Annotated in this window: 14 protein-coding genes; 11 read left to right on the top strand and 3 right to left on the bottom strand. The window is 71.9% G+C overall.

Annotated elements, in window-relative coordinates; all coding sequences use genetic code 11:
• Positions 1–112 precede the first annotated feature (112 nt).
• A complete protein-coding gene (locus OG509_RS10885; protein WP_406182057.1) occupies positions 113–1,006 on the bottom strand; it encodes a hypothetical protein in 894 nt (297 codons plus the stop codon).
• A gap of 131 nt (positions 1,007–1,137) precedes the next feature.
• Between OG509_RS10885 and OG509_RS10880 the strand changes: the two genes are divergently transcribed.
• From OG509_RS10880 to OG509_RS10850, 7 genes are all read left to right on the top strand, one after another.
• On the top strand, positions 1,138–1,911 hold the full coding sequence (locus tag OG509_RS10880; protein ID WP_406182055.1) for a serine protease: 774 nt from the start codon (positions 1,138–1,140) through the stop codon (positions 1,909–1,911).
• A gap of 232 nt (positions 1,912–2,143) precedes the next feature.
• Entirely contained in the window at positions 2,144–2,800 is a 657-nt protein-coding gene (locus tag OG509_RS10875) for a response regulator (protein ID WP_406182053.1), read from the top strand.
• Positions 2,797–3,963 (top strand): sensor histidine kinase, encoded by a 1,167-nt coding sequence (locus tag OG509_RS10870; protein ID WP_406182051.1) that lies wholly within the window; start codon positions 2,797–2,799, stop codon positions 3,961–3,963. Before OG509_RS10875 ends, OG509_RS10870 begins: the two co-directional genes overlap by 4 nt.
• A 70-nt stretch (positions 3,964–4,033) precedes the next feature.
• Entirely contained in the window at positions 4,034–4,381 is a 348-nt protein-coding gene (locus tag OG509_RS10865; protein ID WP_406182049.1) for a chorismate mutase, read from the top strand.
• Between the two features lie 46 nt (positions 4,382–4,427).
• A complete protein-coding gene (gene pepN, locus OG509_RS10860; RefSeq protein WP_406182047.1) occupies positions 4,428–6,941 on the top strand; it encodes an aminopeptidase N in 2,514 nt (837 codons plus the stop codon).
• 252 nt (positions 6,942–7,193) lie between these two features.
• Positions 7,194–8,606, top strand: a complete 1,413-nt coding sequence (locus OG509_RS10855) for a pyridoxal phosphate-dependent decarboxylase family protein (RefSeq protein WP_406182045.1) — start codon at positions 7,194–7,196, stop codon at positions 8,604–8,606.
• On the top strand, positions 8,603–10,012 hold the full coding sequence (locus OG509_RS10850; RefSeq protein WP_406182044.1) for a lysine N(6)-hydroxylase/L-ornithine N(5)-oxygenase family protein: 1,410 nt from the start codon (positions 8,603–8,605) through the stop codon (positions 10,010–10,012). The genes OG509_RS10855 and OG509_RS10850 overlap by 4 nt, the downstream gene beginning before the upstream one ends.
• A gap of 24 nt (positions 10,013–10,036) precedes the next feature.
• Here the strand turns inward: OG509_RS10850 and OG509_RS10845 are convergent, their stop codons facing one another.
• Entirely contained in the window at positions 10,037–11,845 is a 1,809-nt protein-coding gene (locus tag OG509_RS10845) for a 5'-nucleotidase C-terminal domain-containing protein (protein WP_406182042.1), read from the bottom strand.
• Between the two features lie 179 nt (positions 11,846–12,024).
• On the opposite strand from OG509_RS10845, the gene OG509_RS10840 reads away from it, so the two are divergent.
• Entirely contained in the window at positions 12,025–13,278 is a 1,254-nt protein-coding gene (locus OG509_RS10840) for a ricin-type beta-trefoil lectin domain protein (protein ID WP_406187532.1), read from the top strand.
• 62 nt (positions 13,279–13,340) lie between these two features.
• On the opposite strand, the gene OG509_RS10835 is transcribed toward OG509_RS10840, so the two are convergent.
• A complete protein-coding gene (locus OG509_RS10835; RefSeq protein ID WP_406182041.1) occupies positions 13,341–14,033 on the bottom strand; it encodes an alpha/beta fold hydrolase in 693 nt (230 codons plus the stop codon).
• Between the two features lie 146 nt (positions 14,034–14,179).
• Between OG509_RS10835 and OG509_RS10830 the strand changes: the two genes are divergently transcribed.
• Genes OG509_RS10830 through OG509_RS10820 form a run of 3 tightly spaced genes read left to right on the top strand, consistent with a single transcriptional unit; the run spans position 14,180 to position 18,188 of the window.
• Complete coding sequence (locus OG509_RS10830) at positions 14,180–16,975, top strand: AAA family ATPase (RefSeq protein WP_406182039.1); 2,796 nt, start codon at positions 14,180–14,182, stop codon at positions 16,973–16,975.
• Positions 16,972–17,676, top strand: a complete 705-nt coding sequence (locus OG509_RS10825) for an SIMPL domain-containing protein (protein WP_406182038.1) — start codon at positions 16,972–16,974, stop codon at positions 17,674–17,676. Before OG509_RS10830 ends, OG509_RS10825 begins: the two co-directional genes overlap by 4 nt.
• The gene (locus tag OG509_RS10820; protein WP_406182036.1) at positions 17,673–18,188 is read left to right on the top strand and encodes a GNAT family N-acetyltransferase; all 516 of its coding nucleotides are present in this window, start codon (positions 17,673–17,675) and stop codon (positions 18,186–18,188) included. The genes OG509_RS10825 and OG509_RS10820 overlap by 4 nt, the downstream gene beginning before the upstream one ends.
• Positions 18,189–18,263 lie beyond the last annotated feature (75 nt).

Here is an 18,263-nt window from a genome sequence, read left to right as displayed (position 1 = left end):
GGGATATGACTACCCACGCCGATCGTGCTTTGAACCGCTCTCAGCCCCACAACTTGTCCCTCGTCCGCGCCGCGTTCGCCAAGCCCCGCCCCGGCCCGGACCCCGGTCCCGGTCAGGTGTCGCACTCCAGCACGGTGCGGCACAGTCCGCACCGTGCGCGCACCGGCCCGCGCACGGGCAGCCGCAGCCGCTGCCCGCACACCGGGCACGGGAAGCTCACCCGCGTCCCCGCCCCCGCCGGGTCCGGTTCGAAGCGGTACGAGGCCCCCGGCGCGGCGGCGCCGGCCCGCCGGTCCCGGGCGTAGCGGCGCCGCTCGGCACGGTCCGCGGCTGCCATCGGGGCCCGGCGCAGCTCCCGCTCGGCGAGCGCGCGGCCGCGCACGTACGCCTCGTACGCCTGCGGGCTGGTGAACCACGCGGAGAGGTCCTCGCCGAGCAGCAGGGCGCGCCGGGCGAGGACGTAGCCGAACTCCTCGGGGGTGAGGTAGCCGAGCTTCTGGTGGGTGAGCTCGTCCTCGCGGTAGGCGTCGAGGAGCAGCCAGCCCGTTCCGAGGTAGGCGGCGGCGGTGTCGGTGAGGATCTCGTTGTCGGCGGTGGCCGGGAAGCGCAGGTCCAGCCGGTGCAGCAGGACGTGCGTGACCTCGTGCGCCAGGGCGGCCGCCAGATCGCGGCGGTGGGTGCGGAAACGGTCGTTGACCTCGATGAAGTACTCGGGCCCCGCGGTCAGTTCGACAGTGGCCGCCTGCTCCATCGCCCGGAAGCAGACCACCATCCGGGCGTCGGGCAGCCGCAGCGCGCCCACGATCGCGGAGGCCACGCGGTGCGCGCCGAGGTGGAGGTCCTCGTCGGCGGCGAAGGCGGCGTCGGCGGGGGAGAAGCTCGTGTCGTAGGTCCGGATCCCCTCGTACGACAGCCGCCGGAACAGGGCGGTGACCGCGGTGCGGACGGTGTCGAGATGCGGAAATCCGTGCTCGACGGGGCTGGTGCGCCGGCCGCTGCGCGTCATGCCGTCCCCCGCGCCGCTGATTGTCCGAAAACGCGTTCTTGATGTCCGGCGAGAGAGGGGTGTGACATGTACGTGTCATTCACCCGATGACGCGCACGGCCCAACCCCCCACGAAAGGCAGTGTGTTGACCATGTCCACCCTTGCCACGTTCCTCAAGCGCACCCTCGCCGTCGGTGCGGTGGCGCTCGCCGCCGTCAGCCTCCAGCCCGGCGCGGCCAACGCCTCCCAGGCCCCCGTCGTCGGCGGCACCCGCGCCGCCCAGGGCGAGTTCCCCTTCATGGTCCGCCTCTCCATGGGCTGCGGCGGCGCCCTCTACACCCAGCAGATCGTCCTCACCGCCGCCCACTGCGTCAGCGGCTCCGGGAACAACACCTCCATCACCGCCACCGCCGGAGTCGTCGACCTCAACAGCTCCAGCGCCATCAAGGTCAAGTCCACCAAGGTCCTCCAGGCCCCCGGCTACAACGGCAAGGGCAAGGACTGGGCCCTCATCAAGCTCGCCAAGCCGATCAACCTGCCCACCCTCAAGATCGCCGACACCAAGGCCTTCGACAACGGCACCTTCACCGTCGCCGGCTGGGGCGCCACCCGCGAGGGCGGCGGCCAGCAGCGGTACCTGATGAAGGCCACCGTGCCGTTCGTCTCCGACGCCAGCTGTCAGAGCTCGTACGGCAGCGACCTCGTCCCCGGCGACGAGATCTGCGCCGGGCTGCCCCAGGGCGGCGTGGACACCTGCCAGGGCGACTCCGGCGGCCCGATGTTCCGCCGCGACGACACCAACGCCTGGATCCAGGTCGGCATCGTCAGCTGGGGCGAGGGCTGCGCCCGGCCCAACTTCCCCGGCGTCTACACCGAGGTCTCCACCTTCGCCACCGCCATCAAGAACGCGGCCGCGACCCTCTGAGCCCAGCGCCCCCAGTACCCCCGGCACCCCCTGCGCCCCTTCCGCCTCGTCCTTCCGGCCCAATGCACCCGGGCCGGAAGGACGAGGCGCGGGCCGCCGTACGTGCGTAACGTCGGCCCCAGTGGCACACGGCCGGCACTCCGCCGGCCCCGCCCCGCCCGGTTGCGGGCCGACGCGCCCGCCGGTCCCATGGGAGGGCACGAGCAGCGGTCGACAGTGGGGCAGGCAACGCATGGCGATCAGAGTGGTCATCGCCGACGACCAGGAGATGGTCAGGACCGGATTCCGGATGATCCTCGAAAGCCAGCCGGACATCGAGGTCGTCGCCGACGCCGCCGACGGCGAGGCCGCGCTCGCGGCCGTCGCCGCACACCGGCCGGACGTCCTCCTCCTCGACATCCGCATGCCGAAGCTCGACGGCCTCGAAGTCACCCGGAGACTCGCCGACCGGGACGGTCCGCGCATCGTGATCGTCACCACCTTCGACCTCGACGAGTACGTCCACGCCGCGCTCCACGGAGGAGCATCGGGCTTCCTCCTGAAAGACGCCAGCCCCGCGATGCTGGTTGAGGCGGTCCGCGCGGCAGCCGTGGGCGACTCCCTCGTCTCACCCGCCATCACGGTACGGCTGCTGCGCGAGATGGCGCCCCGGGCCACCGGCGCCCACGCCGCCCGCCGCCCCTCCGAGCCCCTCACGGAACGCGAACAGGACGTCGTACGGTGCGTCGCCCGCGGCCGTACGAACGCCGAGATCGCGGCAGAGCTCTACGTCTCCCTGTCCACGGTCAAAACCCACCTGGCCAACGTCCAGACCAAACTCGACGCCCGCAACCGCGTGGAAATCGCCGCCTGGGCCTGGGAATCCGGCCTGGCCGCGCCCCCGACGTGAGTCCGCTCGCCTCCTGGGCCCGGCGCCACCCCCACGCCGCCGACGGGGTCCGGCTCACCCTCTCCCTCGTCCTGCTCGCCCTCGTCACCTTCGAGGGCGTCGTCCTCGCCCGTCAGCCCAGCCTCCCGCACGCGGCCGTGTGGATCTCCGGCATCCTCGTCTGCCTCAGCGCGGCGCCCTGGCCCGCCATCCCCCTCCTCGCCCGCGCCTGGTTCGCCGCCGCCGTCACCTGGACCGTCACCCTCCTGCTCATCTTCGGCAACCACCCCCTCGTCGTCTGGGGCGGCGGCGAGGCCATCGCCCTCCTCGTCCTCCTCTCCCAGGTCCTGCTCCACGCCCCCGCCCGCACCGCCGCCGTCCTCGGCCCCCTCCTCGGCCTCGGCTGCATGGCCGTGCCCGTCCGCGACACCGACCCCGGCCGGTTCACGCTCCTGTTCTCCGTCCTGGCCGTCGTCGTCGGCGCGTACTCGCTCCTGCTGCGCCTCCAGTCCGTCCAGCGCGTGCGCGAGCTGCGCGCCGTACGCACCGCGGAACGCCTGGAACTCGCCCGCGAGCTCCACGACCTCGTCGCCCACCACGTCACCGGCATCGTCGTGGAGGCCCGCGCCGCCCGCTTCACCCAGGTCTCCGCCGAACGGGCAGCCGAGATCTTCGGCCGCATCGAGACCGCCGGGGACGAGGCCCTGGGCTCCATGCGCCGACTCGTCAAGATCCTCCGCGAGAGCGAGGAGCAGCCACCCGGCGGTGGCGGCCGCCCCGGCACCGCGCCCGTCGCCGGCCTCGCCGACATCCGCACGCTCACCCAGCGGTTCTCCGCCGCCGGCCCGCCCGTCGCCCTGTACGTAGAGGAAGGGCTGGCGGACCGGCTCCCCGGCGACGTCGCCGCCACCGCCCACCGCATTGTCCTCGAAGCCCTCACCAACATCGGTAAGCACGCCGCGACCGCCACCGCCGTCCGCGTCGGCCTGCGGACCGTCCCCGCCGGGCTGGAGGTCCGTATCGCCGACGACGGAGGCCGCCCGGCCCGCCTCTCCGAGACCGCCCGGGGCGGCGGCTACGGCCTCGTTGGCATGGCCGAACGCGCCGAGGCCCTCGGCGGCTCCCTCACCGCCGGACCCGCCCCGGAGGGAGGCTGGCTGGTCACCGCCGTCCTCCCGCTCTGAGACGGGCTCCCCGTCTCACGGATCGGCTCGTCGAGGAACCACACGCGCCCGCCACGTATTCTCGGGAACCATGAACAACAGCGCCCCCGACGAAGCCGCCACCGCAGCCACCGCCACCCCCGGCGACGAGACCGTCGCCGCCGAACTGGCCCGCCTGCGCGACAGCATCGACAACATCGACGCGGCCGTGGTCCACATGCTCGCCGAGCGCTTCAAGTGCACCCAGCAGGTCGGCCACCTCAAGGCCAAGCACCAGCTGCCCCCGGCCGACCCGACCCGCGAGGCCAACCAGATCGCCCGGCTCCGCCAGCTCGCCGAGAACGCCAAACTCGACCCCGCGTTCGCCGAGAAGCTCCTCAACTTCATCATCGCCGAGGTCATCCGCCACCACGAGACGATCGCCGCGGGCGAAGACTAGACCGGAGCGGACGACCGGGGCCCGGCCTTCGGGCAGCATGGGCCCCATGTCCGCACTGACGCGCAACGAAGCGCAGCTCCGAGCCCAGTTCCTCGACGTCCAGCACTACGCCGTCACCCTCGACCTCACCGGCGGCGAAGACACCTTCGAGTCCACGACCGTCATCCGCTTCACCGCCCGCAGTGCCGGGGACACCTTCGTGGAGCTGAAACCGGACGAACTGCACTCCGCGGAACTCGACGGCAGCCCCCTCGACCCCGCCGCCCTCGCCGACAACCGCCTCCCCCTCACCGGCCTCGGCGAAGGCCCCCACGAACTGCGCATCGCCGCCCGCATGCGCTACTCCCGCACCGGCGAAGGCCTGCACCGCTTCACCGACCCCGCGGACGGCGAGGCGTACGTATACAGCCAGATGTTCATGGACGACATCCAGCGCGTCTTCCCGGCCTTCGACCAGCCCGACCTCAAGGCCGTCTTCGAGTTCACCGTCACCGCCCCCGCCCACTGGACCGTCCTCGCCAACGGCATCACCGAACGCGTCGGCGACCGCACGGGAGATCCCTCCGGCGACGGCGCCGGCATCTGGAAGTCCGCCCCCACCCCCGTCATCTCCACCTACCTCGCCGCCGTCGCCGCCGGCCCCTGGCACAGCATCCGCACCGAGCACGCCGGACTGCCCTTCGGCATCCACTGCCGCCAGTCCCTCGCCCCCCACCTCGACGCCGACGCCGAGGAAATCCTCTCCATCACCACCGACTGCTACGACCGTTACCACGAGAAGTTCTCCGAGCCCTACCCCTTCGACTCCTACGACCAGGCCTTCGTCCCCGAGTTCAACGCCGGCGCCATGGAGAACCCGGGCCTCGTCACCTTCCGCGACGAATTCGTCTTCCGCTCCGCCGTCACCGACACCGAACGCCAGACACGCGCCATGGTCATCGCCCACGAGATGGCCCACATGTGGTTCGGCGACCTCGTCACCCTGCGCTGGTGGGACGACATCTGGCTGAACGAGTCCTTCGCCGAGTACATGGGCTACCAGACCCTCACCGAAGCCACCCGCTTCACCGGCACCTGGACCGAATTCGGCGTCACCCGCAAGTCCTGGGGCTACGACGCCGACCAGCGGCCCACCACCCACCCCGTCGCCCCCGACCCCGACGCCGTACCCGACACCGCCAGCGCCCTCCTCAACTTCGACGGCATCTCCTACGCCAAGGGCGCCTCCGCGCTGCGCCAACTCGTCGCCTGGCTCGGCGAGAAGGACTTCCTCGCCGGCATCAACACCCACTTCACCCGCCACAAGTTCGCCAACGCCTCACTCGCCGACTTCGTCGACTCCCTCGCCGCGCACACCGACCGCGACGTCCACGCCTGGGCCGAGATCTGGCTGCGCACCACCGGCATCGACACCCTCACCCCGCGCATCGAGGAGAGCCACGGCGGCTGGACCCTCACCGTCGACCGCCAGGGCACCCGCCCCCACCACATCGGCGTCGGCCTCTACGACCGCGACCCCGACAACACCCTCGTACCCCGCGAACTCCTCACCCTCGACGTCCCCTCCGACGAGATCGTCTCCGTCAGCGGTGCCCGCCCGGCCCTCCTCCTCCTCAACGACGGCGACTTCGGCTACGCCAAGGTCCGCCTCGACGAGACCTCCGTCGAGACCGCCCTGCGCGAGCTGTCCGCCATCCCCGGCCCCCTCACCCGGGCCGTCGTCTGGAACTCCCTGCGCGACATGGTCCGCGACGGCGAACTCGAACCCGCCGCCTACCTGGCCACCGCCGACGCCCACCTGCCCGCCGAGGCCGACCTGGCCATCGTCCAGGGCGTCCTCGCCTTCTCCCGCCAGCACATCGCCGACCGCTACCTCGCCCCCGAGGACCGCGCCGAGGCCCTCGCCACCCTCACCTCCATCGCCCGCACCCTGCTGCGGCGCACCGAGGACGGCTCCGACCCCGGGCTGCGGCTCGCCGCCGTACGCGCCCTCATCGACGCCGCCACCCAGCCCGACACCCTCGCCGCCTGGATCGAGGACGACACCGTGCCCGGCGGCCCCGAACTCGACCCCGAGCTGCGCTGGCGCATCCTCGCCAGGCTGTCCGTCCTCGGCGCCGTCGGCGAACGCGAGATCGACGCGGCACTCGCCGCCGACCCCAGCGCCACCGGCGAGGAAGGCGCCGCCCGCTGCCGCGCCGCCCTGCCGACCGCCGAGGCCAAGGCCGCCGCCTGGGAGCGCCTCTTCCACGACGACTCCCTCTCCAACTACCTCTTCAGCGCCACCGCCCAAGGCTTCTGGCAGCCCGAACAGGCCGAGCTCGTACGGGAGTACGTACCGCGCTTCTACACCGAAGCCATCGCCCTCGGCGCCCGCCGCGGCCCCGCGATCGCCGAAGCCGCGGGCCGCTACGCCTTCCCCGGCCACGCCGTCGACGAGGACAACCTGCGGGCCGGCCACGCCGGCATCGACGACCCCGCCATCGTCCCCGCCCTGCGCCGCAAGCTCGTCGACCAGCTCGACGACCTGGCCCGAGCCCTCCGCGTCCGCGCCTCCTGACGCCGCTCCCGCGCCGCGTCCCCCCGGCCGCCGCCCCCGCCCTCACCGGCGGGAGCGGCGGCCGGCCGCGTTCCGGGGGACCACCGGCCGCCACACGAAAAACAACAAGCGGACAAACCCCGACGGTTACCCCATTCGGGTCTGATCGTTGTACCCGTCGGGCCCCCAGGCTGTCACCGCAGCAGCGCCCCGCCAGGCACCCCACGACAGGGCCGGCCCCCTGCCGCAGACCCGTTCCCGTGAGGACACCGCATGACCGCGCCGCCCGGCACCCCGCCCCCGCAGCCCGCACCCCCCTCGCACCCGCTCGCCGGCGGCCGCCTCGGCGCCGAAGCCCTGCGGCCCCTCCTCGACACCGTCCTCGAAGCCCTGCACACCGGAGCCGAGGAGCGCGGCGGGCCGATTCCGGCCGGCGGCCCCGACGCCCTCGCGGCCCGCGTCGCCGCCGCACTGGGCGACGTACTCCCCGAAAAGGGCCACGGCGACCACGAGGCGCTGCGGACCCTCGTGCACACCCTCGCCGCGGGCGCCGCCGACCCCGCCGACCCCCTGTGCGCCGCCCACCTCCACGGCCCGCCCCTCGCCGTCGCGGCCGCCGCCGACCTCGCCGCCTCGGCCCTCAACCCCTCCCTCGACTCCTGGGACCAGGCCCCCGCCGCCTCCGCGATCGAAGCCCTCCTCACCCGCACCCTCGCCGCCGAGTTCTACGACACCCCCCACCCCGACGCCCTCGTCACCACCGGCGGCACCGAAGCCAACCAACTCGCCCTGCTCCTCGCCCGCGAACGCCACGGACCGGACCTGACCGTCCTGCACGGCGCGAACGCCCACCACTCCGTCCCCCGCGCCGCCTGGCTCCTCGGCCTGCCCCCCGCCACCTCCCTGCCCACCCCCGCCGGCACCCTCGACCCCGCCCGCCTCGCCGAAGCCCTCGCCGCCGCCCGCGGGCCCGTCCTCGTCACCGCCACCGCCGGCACCACCGACGCCGGCCTCATCGACCCCCTCGAACCCATCGCCGACCTGTGCGAGCAGTACGGCGCCGACCTCCACATCGACGCCGCGTACGGCGGCCTCCTCGCCCTCAGCCCCCGCCACCGCCCCCGCGTCGCAGGCCTGGCCCGCGCCCACTCCCTCACCATCGACCTGCACAAGCTCGGCTGGCAGCCCGTCGCCGCAGGCCTCCTCGCCGTCCCCGACACCGCCCTGCTGGCCCCCCTCGCCCACCAGGCCGACTACCTCAACGCCACCGACGACACCGAAGCCGGCCTCCCCGACCTCCTCGGCCGCTCCCTGCGCACCACCCGCCGCCCCGACGCCCTCAAGATCGCCGCCACCCTGCGCTCACTCGGCCGCGACGGCCTCGCCCACCTCATCGACCGCACCTGCGAACTCGCCCACCACCTCGCCCGCCTCCTCGACGCGCACCCCCGCTTCGAACTCCACGCACCCCCCACCATCAGCACCGTCCTCTTCCGCCCCACCCACACCGACGACACCGACCTCGCCGCCCTGCGCCGCACCCTCCTCCTCGGCGGCCGCGCCGTACTCGGCCGCGCCACCGCAGACGGCCGCCTCTGGCTCAAAGCCACCCTGCTCAACCCCCACACCACCGAACGGGACCTGACCACCCTCGTCGCCCTCCTGGAAGGCAGCACCCACCGATGACCGCCCAGCTCGATGCACCCCACGACCTCGTCGGAATCGGCGTCGGCCCCGCCAACCTGTCCCTCGCCGCCCTCGCCCACGGCCTCCCCCACCAAGGAGCCGGCGAACTCGCCACCGCCTTCTACGACCAGCGCCACGACTTCCGCTGGCACCCCGGGCTGCTCATCGACGGCACCACCCTCCAAGTCCCCTTCCTCGCCGACCTCGTCACCCTCGCCGACCCCTCCAGCCCCTGGACCTTCCTCAACTACCTCAAGCACAAGGAACGGCTCTTCCCCTTCTACTTCGCCGAGCAGTTCCACATCCAGCGCGCCGAGTACGACGCCTACTGCCGCTGGGTCGCCGGACGCCTGCCCGGACTCCACTTCGGCCACCAGGTCGACGCCGTCCGCTGGAACCCTGAACGCGACCTCTTCGAAGTCGACTTCACCCAGCTCGACACCGACGGCGAAGCCGAAGCCCTCGGCCGCACCTACACCCGCAACCTCGCCCTCGGCATCGGCACCGCCCCCTACGTCCCCGAACCGCTGCGCCCGCTCGCCGAGGCGCCGACCGTCCCCGTCATCCACTCCGCCGAGTACCTCGACAACCGCCGGCGCGTCCTCGGCGCCGAGCACGTGACGGTGATCGGATCCGGGCAGTCCGGAGCCGAGGTCTTCCTCGACCTGCTCCGCTCCCGCCCCGCCGGCCGCGAACGCCTCACCTGGCTCGCCCGTACGCCGTCCTTCGCCCCCATGGAGTACTCGAAGCTCGGCCTCGAACACTTCACGCCCGACTACACCCGCTACTTCCACGCCCTGCCCGAGCCCGTACGCGACCAGCTCGTCCCCGCGCAATGGCAGCTCCACAAGGGCATCGACGCCGGCACCATCGCCGCCATCCACGAGGAGCTCTACCGGCGCACCCTCCACGGAGGCTGGCCCGACGTGGTCCTGACCCCGGGAGTCAGCGTCCGTACCGCCGGCCGCGTCGCCACCACCAAGGTCGAACTCCACCTCGACCACGCCCAGCAGGGCACCCGCTCCCGCATCACCACCAACGCGGTCGTCCTCGCCACCGGCTACCGCGAGCGCCCGCTCACCGGCCTCCTCGCCGGCCTCGACCCGTACCTGCGCAAGGACTCCTCCGGCCGGCCCCGGATCGACGAACACCACCGCATGATCCTCGACCCCGGCGTCACCGGCAGCATCTTCGTCCAGAACGGCGAACGCCACAGCCACGGCGTCGGAGCCCCGGACCTCGGACTCGCCGCCTGGCGCAGCGCCGCCATCCTGAACACCCTCACCGGCAAGGAGCCCTACCCGCAGCCCGCCCGCACGGCCTTCACCACCTTCGGCCTCGAACAGCGGGAGCACACCCGGCCCGCTCCCACGGTCGAGCTGCTCCCGCTGGTCGAACACCCGTAGGCGTACGGAAACCGGTCGGACCGGCTAGAACACCGGAACCCCGGCACGGGTCAGCCGCCAGTCCACGGACGCGAACCGGGCCGGGTCGATCGTGCCCTTCGCCTTCACCCACTGGATGATCGTGTTACGGATCTCCTCGGAATTCGCCCACAGCTGCTTGGACTGCGGCACGTGCGGGAAGTTCCCGCCGCCCGACGCCCGGTAGTTGTTCACCGCCAGCACGAACCGCGCCGCCGGATCCACCGGCTTGCCCTGGAAGGACAGCCCCGAGATCCGCGAACCCGCCGGCTGCGCGACGTCGATGTCGTACGTCAGCCCGTACACGGCGTCGTAGTTGTAGTCCGGGATGTTCTCGGCGTTCGTCAGCTTCGCCGGGTCCACCGGAGCGCCCGCGGCCGTCTGCACGTAGTACCGCGCCGAGAACTCCAGGTAGTCCTTCAGCTGCGCACCCGTCAGCAGCCTTGCCTCAAGGGTGTTCTCGAACGGGTACAGGCCCGCCGCGTCCTTGATCGTCACCTGCCCGGCCGGGATCGCCGCGGTCCGGGAGAAGCACGACGCCTGCGACAGCACCGGCAGCGCAGCCCACTCCGTACCGGCCAGCGCACCCTTCACCGTCTCCGCCTGTACGTGGCTGATCAGGTCGATGATCGCGACGTCCTTGACCGGCCCGTCCGCCGAGGACATCGCCTGCGTCGACGTACCGATCACCTGGTTCACGTACGCCACCACCTTGTGGTGCTCGTCGGACAGCAGCCGGGTGATCTTCGGGTCCTCGGCGGCCGTGTTGGAATTCAGCACCTGCGCCGACACCTTCGCCACCGACCAGCAGCCCTTCGACCAGGTCAGCTCGAAGTCGAACAGCGTCAGGCGCTGCCCCCACTTCAGCGGCTCCGACAGGATCACGTCCTTGCCGGTCGCCTTGTTCTTCACCCGGTACTCCGGGATCTCCGTGTGCGCGTGGCCCACCAGGATCGCGTCGATCCCCGGCACCTGCTCGGCCACCAGACCCGCCGCGTTCTCGATGTACGGCAGCTGGTCACCGTACGAGGACGTGCCGCTCGAACCGGAGTGCGCGGACACGATCACCACGTCCGCGCCCATCGAGCGGAGCTTGGGCACGTACTTCGCCGCCTGCTCCTCCAGGCCGGGGAACGTCATCTTCCCCTGCACGTTGGCCTTGTCCCAGATCGCGATGCCCGGGTTCGTCAGCCCCAGCACCGCCACCTTCACGTCCCGCCCGTGCGGGGTGCGCAGCCGGTGCATGCTGTACGGCGCGAACGCCGGGCGCAGCGTCTTCGCGTCCAGCGCGTTCGCCCCCAGCAGCGGGAAGTCGCACTGCTCCTCGAACTTGCGGAGCACCGGAATGCCGTAGTTGAACTCGTGGTTCCCGAGCGCCGCCGCGTCGTAGCCGATCGCGTTCATCGCCTGCGCCATCGGGTGGACCGGCCCGCGCCGCGCGGTGATCGGGTCCACCTTCGCGTAGTAGTACGACAACTGCGTGCCCTGGATCGTGTCGCCGGCGTCTATCAGCAGGGTGTTGCGGCGCCCCTTCTGCTCCCGCACCTGGTTCACGAGCGTCGAGATCTTCGCGAGGCCGACGTCGTTGTGCGCCTTGTCGTCGAACTCCTTGTCGGTGAAGTAGTCCCAGTTGAACACGTTTCCGTGCAGGTCGGTCGTACCCATCACCGTGAACGAGTACGTCCGCTGCCGTGCGGTCGCCTCGGCTGCGGTCGCCTCGGCTGCGGCGGCCGGAGAGCCCGCGGCCCCCGTCAGCGCGACGGCCGCACCGGTGGCGGCCGAAGTACCCAGAAACGTCCTACGGTCGAACGCCATGCCATCTCCCCTGATAAGCGTGAACAACGCGCGTAGATTCTGACCGATGGGCAACGAGGAGCAACACCCCTGCCGGGTGCGGATATCTTGACGTGGCACGGTCATGAGCCTTGAATCAAGCATTGAACTAAGGCAGTTGAGGTGAGTCCCCCCACCTGAAGTGATGTGATGTCATGGTCATGCGCACCACCTGGCGCCACCGCACCGCGCTCGGCGCCCTCGCCCTGCTCTGCTGGAGCGGCCTCGCCGCCCCGCCCACCGGCGCCGCGGAAACCCCCACGGCCGCAGCCGCCGCGGCAGCCACCTTCGCCGACGAATTCGACGGGCCGGCCGGTGCCGCCGCCGACCCCGGCAAATGGCAGACCGAGACCGGCGACAACGTCAACAACCACGAACGGCAGTACTACACGGCGGGCAATCGGAACGCCGCCCTCGACGGCCAGGGCCACCTCGTCATCACCGCCCGCCGCGAGAACCCCGGCAACTACAACTGCTGGTACGGGAGGTGCGAGTACACCTCAGCCCGGCTCAACACCGCCGGCCGCTTCACCCAGGCGTACGGACACGTCGAAGCCAGACTCAAAGTCCCGCGCGGCCAGGGGATGTGGCCCGCGTTCTGGATGCTCGGCAACGACATCGGCCAGGTCGGCTGGCCGAACTCCGGCGAGATCGACGTCATGGAGAACGTCGGATTCGAACCCTCCACCATCCACGGAACGATCCACGGACCCGGATACTCCGGCTCCGGAGGCATCGGTGCCGCCTACACCCTCCCCGGCGGCCAGGCCTTCGCCGACGCCTTCCACACCTTCGCCGTCGACTGGGCCCCCGACTCCATCAGCTGGTCCGTCGACGGAGCCGTCTACCAGCGCCGCACCCCCGCCGACCTCGGCGGCCGCACCTGGGCCTTCAACAAGCCGTTCTTCCTGATCCTCAACCTCGCCGTCGGCGGCTACTGGCCGGGCGACCCCGACGCCTCCACAGCCTTCCCCCAGCAGCTCGTCGTCGACCACGTACGGGTCACCACCTCCGACACCCCCGCCGGCCGCACCGGCCCGATCACCGGCCTCGCGGGCAAATGCGTCGACGTCGCCGGCGCCAACCCCGCCAACGGCACCCCCGTCCAGCTCTACGACTGCAACGGCACCCCCGCCCAGCAGTGGACCCTCGCCGCCGACGGCACCCTGCGCGCCCTCGGCAAATGCCTCGACGTGACCGGCGGCGCCACCGCCGACGGCACCCCCGTCCAGCTCTACGACTGCAACGGCAGCCCCGCACAACGCTGGGCCCTGCCGGCGGCCCGCGACATCGTCAACCCGCAAGCCGACAAATGCCTCGACGTCACCGGCAACAACGCCGCCAACGGAACCCGCCTCCAGATCTGGACCTGCGGCGGCGCCCCCAACCAGAAATGGAACCTCCCACCGGGCTAGCGGGCACCCCCGAGCCGTTGCCGCCGGGCCCACGCAGGTCGGTGTGGGCCCGGCGGCCGAGGCTACGCGCCTGCCGCCTCCCGGATCAGGCCGGCGACCGCGTCAGGCCGGGACACGTACACGGAATGGCTCGCCGGAACCTCCACCACCGTCGCCCCGATCCGCTCGGCCATCGCCCGCTGCGCCGGCGGCGGGATCATCCGGTCCTCCGTGGACACCAGGTACCAGCTCGGCTTCGACCGCCACGCCGGCTCCGAGACCGCCCCCGTGAGCGCCTCCATGCCCCACGGAAGCTGCGCATCGGCCATGAACCGGGCCTGCTCGGGCGGCAGATCACCCGCGAACGACTCCGCGAACCGCTCCCGGTCCAACAACAGGAAACCGTCCCGGGGAGGCAGGATCGGCGGCACCGGAGCACCCGGCGGCGGATCGGCGATCAGACTGTTCACCGACTCGCCCTTGTCCGGAGCGAAGGCGGCGACATAGACCAGGCGGGCGACCGCATCATGCCGGCCCGCCTCACTGATGATCACACCGCCGTAGGAGTGGCCGACGAGAACCACCGGACCGTCCTGCGCGTCGATGACCTGCCGGGTGGCCGCCACATCCCCCGCCAGCCCCAGCGTCGCGTGCTGCACCACGCTCACCCGGTAGCCCTCGCCCACCAGGCGGTCGTACACCGCCTGCCAGCCCGAACCGTCCACGAACCCGCCGTGGACGAGCACGACGTTTCGGATCGGCGCATCTGCGCTCATTTCCTTCACCTTCGCCTTTGCATGTCGTGGCCGTTGTCCCAAGCGGGTCGAGGCTAGGGGCGCCCGCATCCCAGCCGCTTCTGTCAAATGACGTAGAGGGACACCCGAGCGACATAAAGTGACAGAGCCTTGGGGGAGGAGCACCCATGCTCATCGGACGCGACGACGACCTCGAACTGATCCGCCGCTTCATCGACCGGGCCAGAGCCTCCGGCGGCGCCCTCCTGCTGTCGGGAGAGGCCGGGGTCGGGAAGACCGAGCTCCTCGACGCCGCCGCCGCACACGCCCACGCCGCCGACACACGGCTCGTACGAGCGGCCGGCGTCGAGTTCGAAAGCGCCGTCAGCTACGCCGGACTCCACCAGATCCTGAACCCGCTGCTCGGCGCACTCGAAGAACTGAACACCCCCTACCGCAGCGCGCTCAGCGTGGCCCTCGGCCTCGAACACGGCGCGCCTCCCCGGCAACTGATCGTGTCGAACGCCGTATCGGCCCTGCTCGCCCACGCCGCGGCCGCACACCCGCTGCTCGTCATCGTCGACGACCTGCCCTGGCTGGACCGAGCCAGCGCCGTGGTGATGGGCCTCGTCGCCCGCCGCCTCGGCGCCGCCGCCGGCGGCACCGGCAGCGGCAGCCGCGTCGGCTTCCTCGGCGCCTACCGGTCCGACGACGGCAGCTTCTTCGACCGCGGAGGCGTCACCACCCACCACCTCAGCCCCCTCGACCCCGCCGCGGCGGAAGAACTCGTGAAAAACCGCTTCCCCGCCCTCACCCCCCGCGTACGCACACGCCTCCTGTCAGAAGCCCAAGGCAACCCCCTCGCCCTGCTGGAACTGCCCATCGCCCTCGCCGGAACCCCGCGCGCCAACCCCGCCATCCCCGACGTACTGCCCCTCGGCCGCCGCCTCCAGGCACTCTTCGCAGCCCGCATCGAAGCACTCCCACCCACGACCCGGCTCCTGCTCCTGTGCGCCGTCCTCGACGGCACAGGCGACCTCCACACCCTCCAAGCCGCCACCGGAACCACCGGCATCGAAGACCTGGCCCACGCCGAACGCGCAGGACTCGTCCACGTCGACGACACCACCGGCCGGCTCACCTTCCGCCACCCCCTCACCCGCTCCGCCGTCGTGGAACTCTCCACCAGCGACCAGCGCCGCCGCATCCACCGCGCCCTCGCCGAACACACCGCGGACCGGCCGGAACGCCGCGCCTGGCAACTCGCCCAAGCCACCGTCGACCCCGACGAACACGTCGCATCCCTCCTCGAACAGACCGCACACGCGGTCCTGCGACGCGGCGACGCGAACGGCGCCATCGCCGCACTCCTGCGCGCCGCCGACCTCAGCCCCCGCGGCCACGAACGCAGCCGCCGCACCGCCGAAGCCGCCTACCTCGGCGCCGACCTCACCGGCGACCTGCGCGACGTACCCAAACTCCTCGAAGACGCCCGCCGCGCCGACGGCGGCCGCACCGGCCCCCTCGTCGCAGCCGTCGCCGCCGCACACCACCTCCTCCTCAGCGGCGAAGGCGACCTCGACACGGCCCACCGCCTCCTCACCGGCGCCATCGACATGCAGCACCAGCCCTACGACGCCACCGACACCACCATGATCGACGCGCTCTACACCCTCGCCTGGGTCTGCCACGGCGCCGGGCGCCCCGAACTGTGGAAACCGCTCCACCGGGCAGTCGCCCTCCTGACACCCCACGTCCCCGACCGGCTGGCCCTGACCCTCGCCACCATCGCCGACCCCGCCCGCACCGCACCCACCGCACTGCGCCTCCTGGACGACACCATCGCCACCCTCGACCAGGAAACCGACCCCGTCCGCATCATCCGGACCGCCATGGCCGCCGTATACGTCGACCGGCTCGCCGACTGCAGAACGGCACTACGGCGCATCCTGCGCGACGGCCGCGACACCAGCGCCGTCACCCTCGAACTCCAAGGCCTCGTCTTCCTCAGCCGCGACTGCTTCGCCTCCGGCGAATGGGACCAGCTCGACGAGCAGACCGAGCAAGGACGACGCCTCAGCGCCGCCCACAGCTACCAACTGCTCACCACCGACTACCTCTACCAGCGGGCACTCGTCGCCGCCGCACGCGGAGACACCGCCACCACCCAAACCCTCACCGACGAGATGACCCGCTGGGCCGCGCCCCGCCGCGTCGGCTCCGCCCTCTGCGGCGCCCACCACGCGCAAGCCCTCGCCGCACTCGGCCAAGGCCGCTACGAAGAGGCCTACCGCCACGCGACCGCGGTCAGCCCCGCCGGAGAACTGGCCTCCCACGTCCCCACGGCCCTCTTCCTCGTCATGGACCTCGTCGAAGCCGCCAGCAGGACCGGCCGACAGACCGAAGCCGCAGCCCACGTCACCGCCGCCCGGGAAGCAGGCATCGCCACCATCTCGGCACGGCTCACGATGACCGTCGAAGCATCGGCCGCACTCACCGCCCGCGCCCCCCAGGCAGCCGAACTGTTCCGCAGAGCGCTCTCCACCCCCGCCGCCGACCGCTGGCCCTTCGACCGCGCCCGCGTCCAGCTCGCCTACGGAGAACACCTCCGACGGACACGAGCCACCACCGAAGCCCGCACCCACCTCGCCGACGCACACGACACCTTCCAACGCCTCGGCGCCCGCCCCTGGGCCGCCCGCGCCGCGGCCGAACTCCGGGCGACAGGACAGACCGCAGGCCACGCCGACACCACCGGACCCGCCACACTCACCCCGCAACAGCGCGAAATCGCCCACCTCGCCGCCGCCGGCCTCACCAACAAACAGATCGGCGAACGACTCCACCTCTCCCCGCGCACCGTCTCCAGCCACCTCCACCAACTCTTCCCCAAACTCGGCATCACCTCCCGAGCCGCCCTCCGCGACGCGCTGGCGAAGCCCACACGCCACACCCCCGACGACAATGCGACAGTGAAACCATGACCCAGGACTCCGCACCCCAGCCCTACGGAACCCCCGAAGTCCCCCGCGTCGCCGTCCGCGGCGAAGCCCGCCTCGAAGTCGACCCCGAAATCGCCCGCATCGGCATCACCGTCACCGCCCGCGGCACCGACCGGCGCACCGCACTCGAAGACCTCACCCGCCGCAACAACACCATCCTCGAACTCGTCAAGAGCTACGGCGACGCCGTCGAGAAACTCGAAACCGGCGCCTTCTCCATCAACCCCGAACTCACCCGCCACGGCCGCGCCGAACGCATCCGCGCCTACCACGGCCGCGTCCACGTCACCGCCGAACTCAGCGACTTCACCGCCCTCGGCGAACTCACCACCCGCCTCGCCGACCTCGAACTCACCAGCGTCGACGGCCCCTGGTGGGCCCTGCGCCCCACCTCCCCCGCCCACGGCGAAGCCCGCCGCCAAGCCGTACTCGAAGCCGTCCAGCGCGCCCGCGAATACGCCGCCGCCCTCGGCGCCGACCTCGCCGCCCTCGTCGAACTCGCCGACCTCGGCGCCGAGAACGCCCTCCCGGCCTACCCGCAGGCCACCCCCGGCGGCGGCATGCGCACCATGGCCTTCAGCGCCTCCGAGGACACCGCCCCGCCACTCGACCTCGAACCCCAGCGCCAAACCGTCCACGCCCAGGTGAACGCCCGCTTCACCATGACCCCGCCCCAGCTGTGAACGCCCCCGCCCCGGCAGGCGCGTGGACCCTGGAGAGCCTGCGCGCCGACCACGCCCCCGCCCTCCTCGACTTCGAACGGCAGAACCGGGCCTACTTCACCCGCACCGTCCCCGACCGGGGCGACGCCTACTTCACCGAGTTCGCCGACCGCCACCGCGCCCTCCTCGCCGAGCAGGACACCGGCCTCTCCCGGTTCCACGTCCTCATCACCCGCCAGGGCGCCGTGGCCGGCCGCGTCAACCTCGTCGACATCGAGGACGGCAGCGCCGAACTCGGCTACCGCATCGGCGAACACGCCGCCGGCCGGGGCATGGCCACCGCCGCCGTCGCCGAAATCTGCCGCATGGCGCAGGGCACGTACGGGCTCTCCCGGCTCACCGCCGTCACCACCCTGGACAACCCGGGCTCCATGACCGTGCTCCAGCGCAACGGATTCACCCAGGTGGAGACGGTGACCATCGACGGCCGGCCGGGCGTCCGCCACGAACGCCCGCTCGCCCCCGCGAACTGATCGAAAACGCGTATCGGCAGACCCTCGGGGGTGCTCATCAGAGCACCCCCATGCACATTCAACAGTTGTCAACAA

Origin of the sequence: Streptomyces sp. NBC_01006, from assembly GCF_045162725.1 — a bacterium.
Lineage (GTDB): Bacteria > Actinomycetota > Actinomycetes > Streptomycetales > Streptomycetaceae > Streptomyces.
This window is presented reverse-complemented; position numbering and strand designations above follow the sequence as displayed.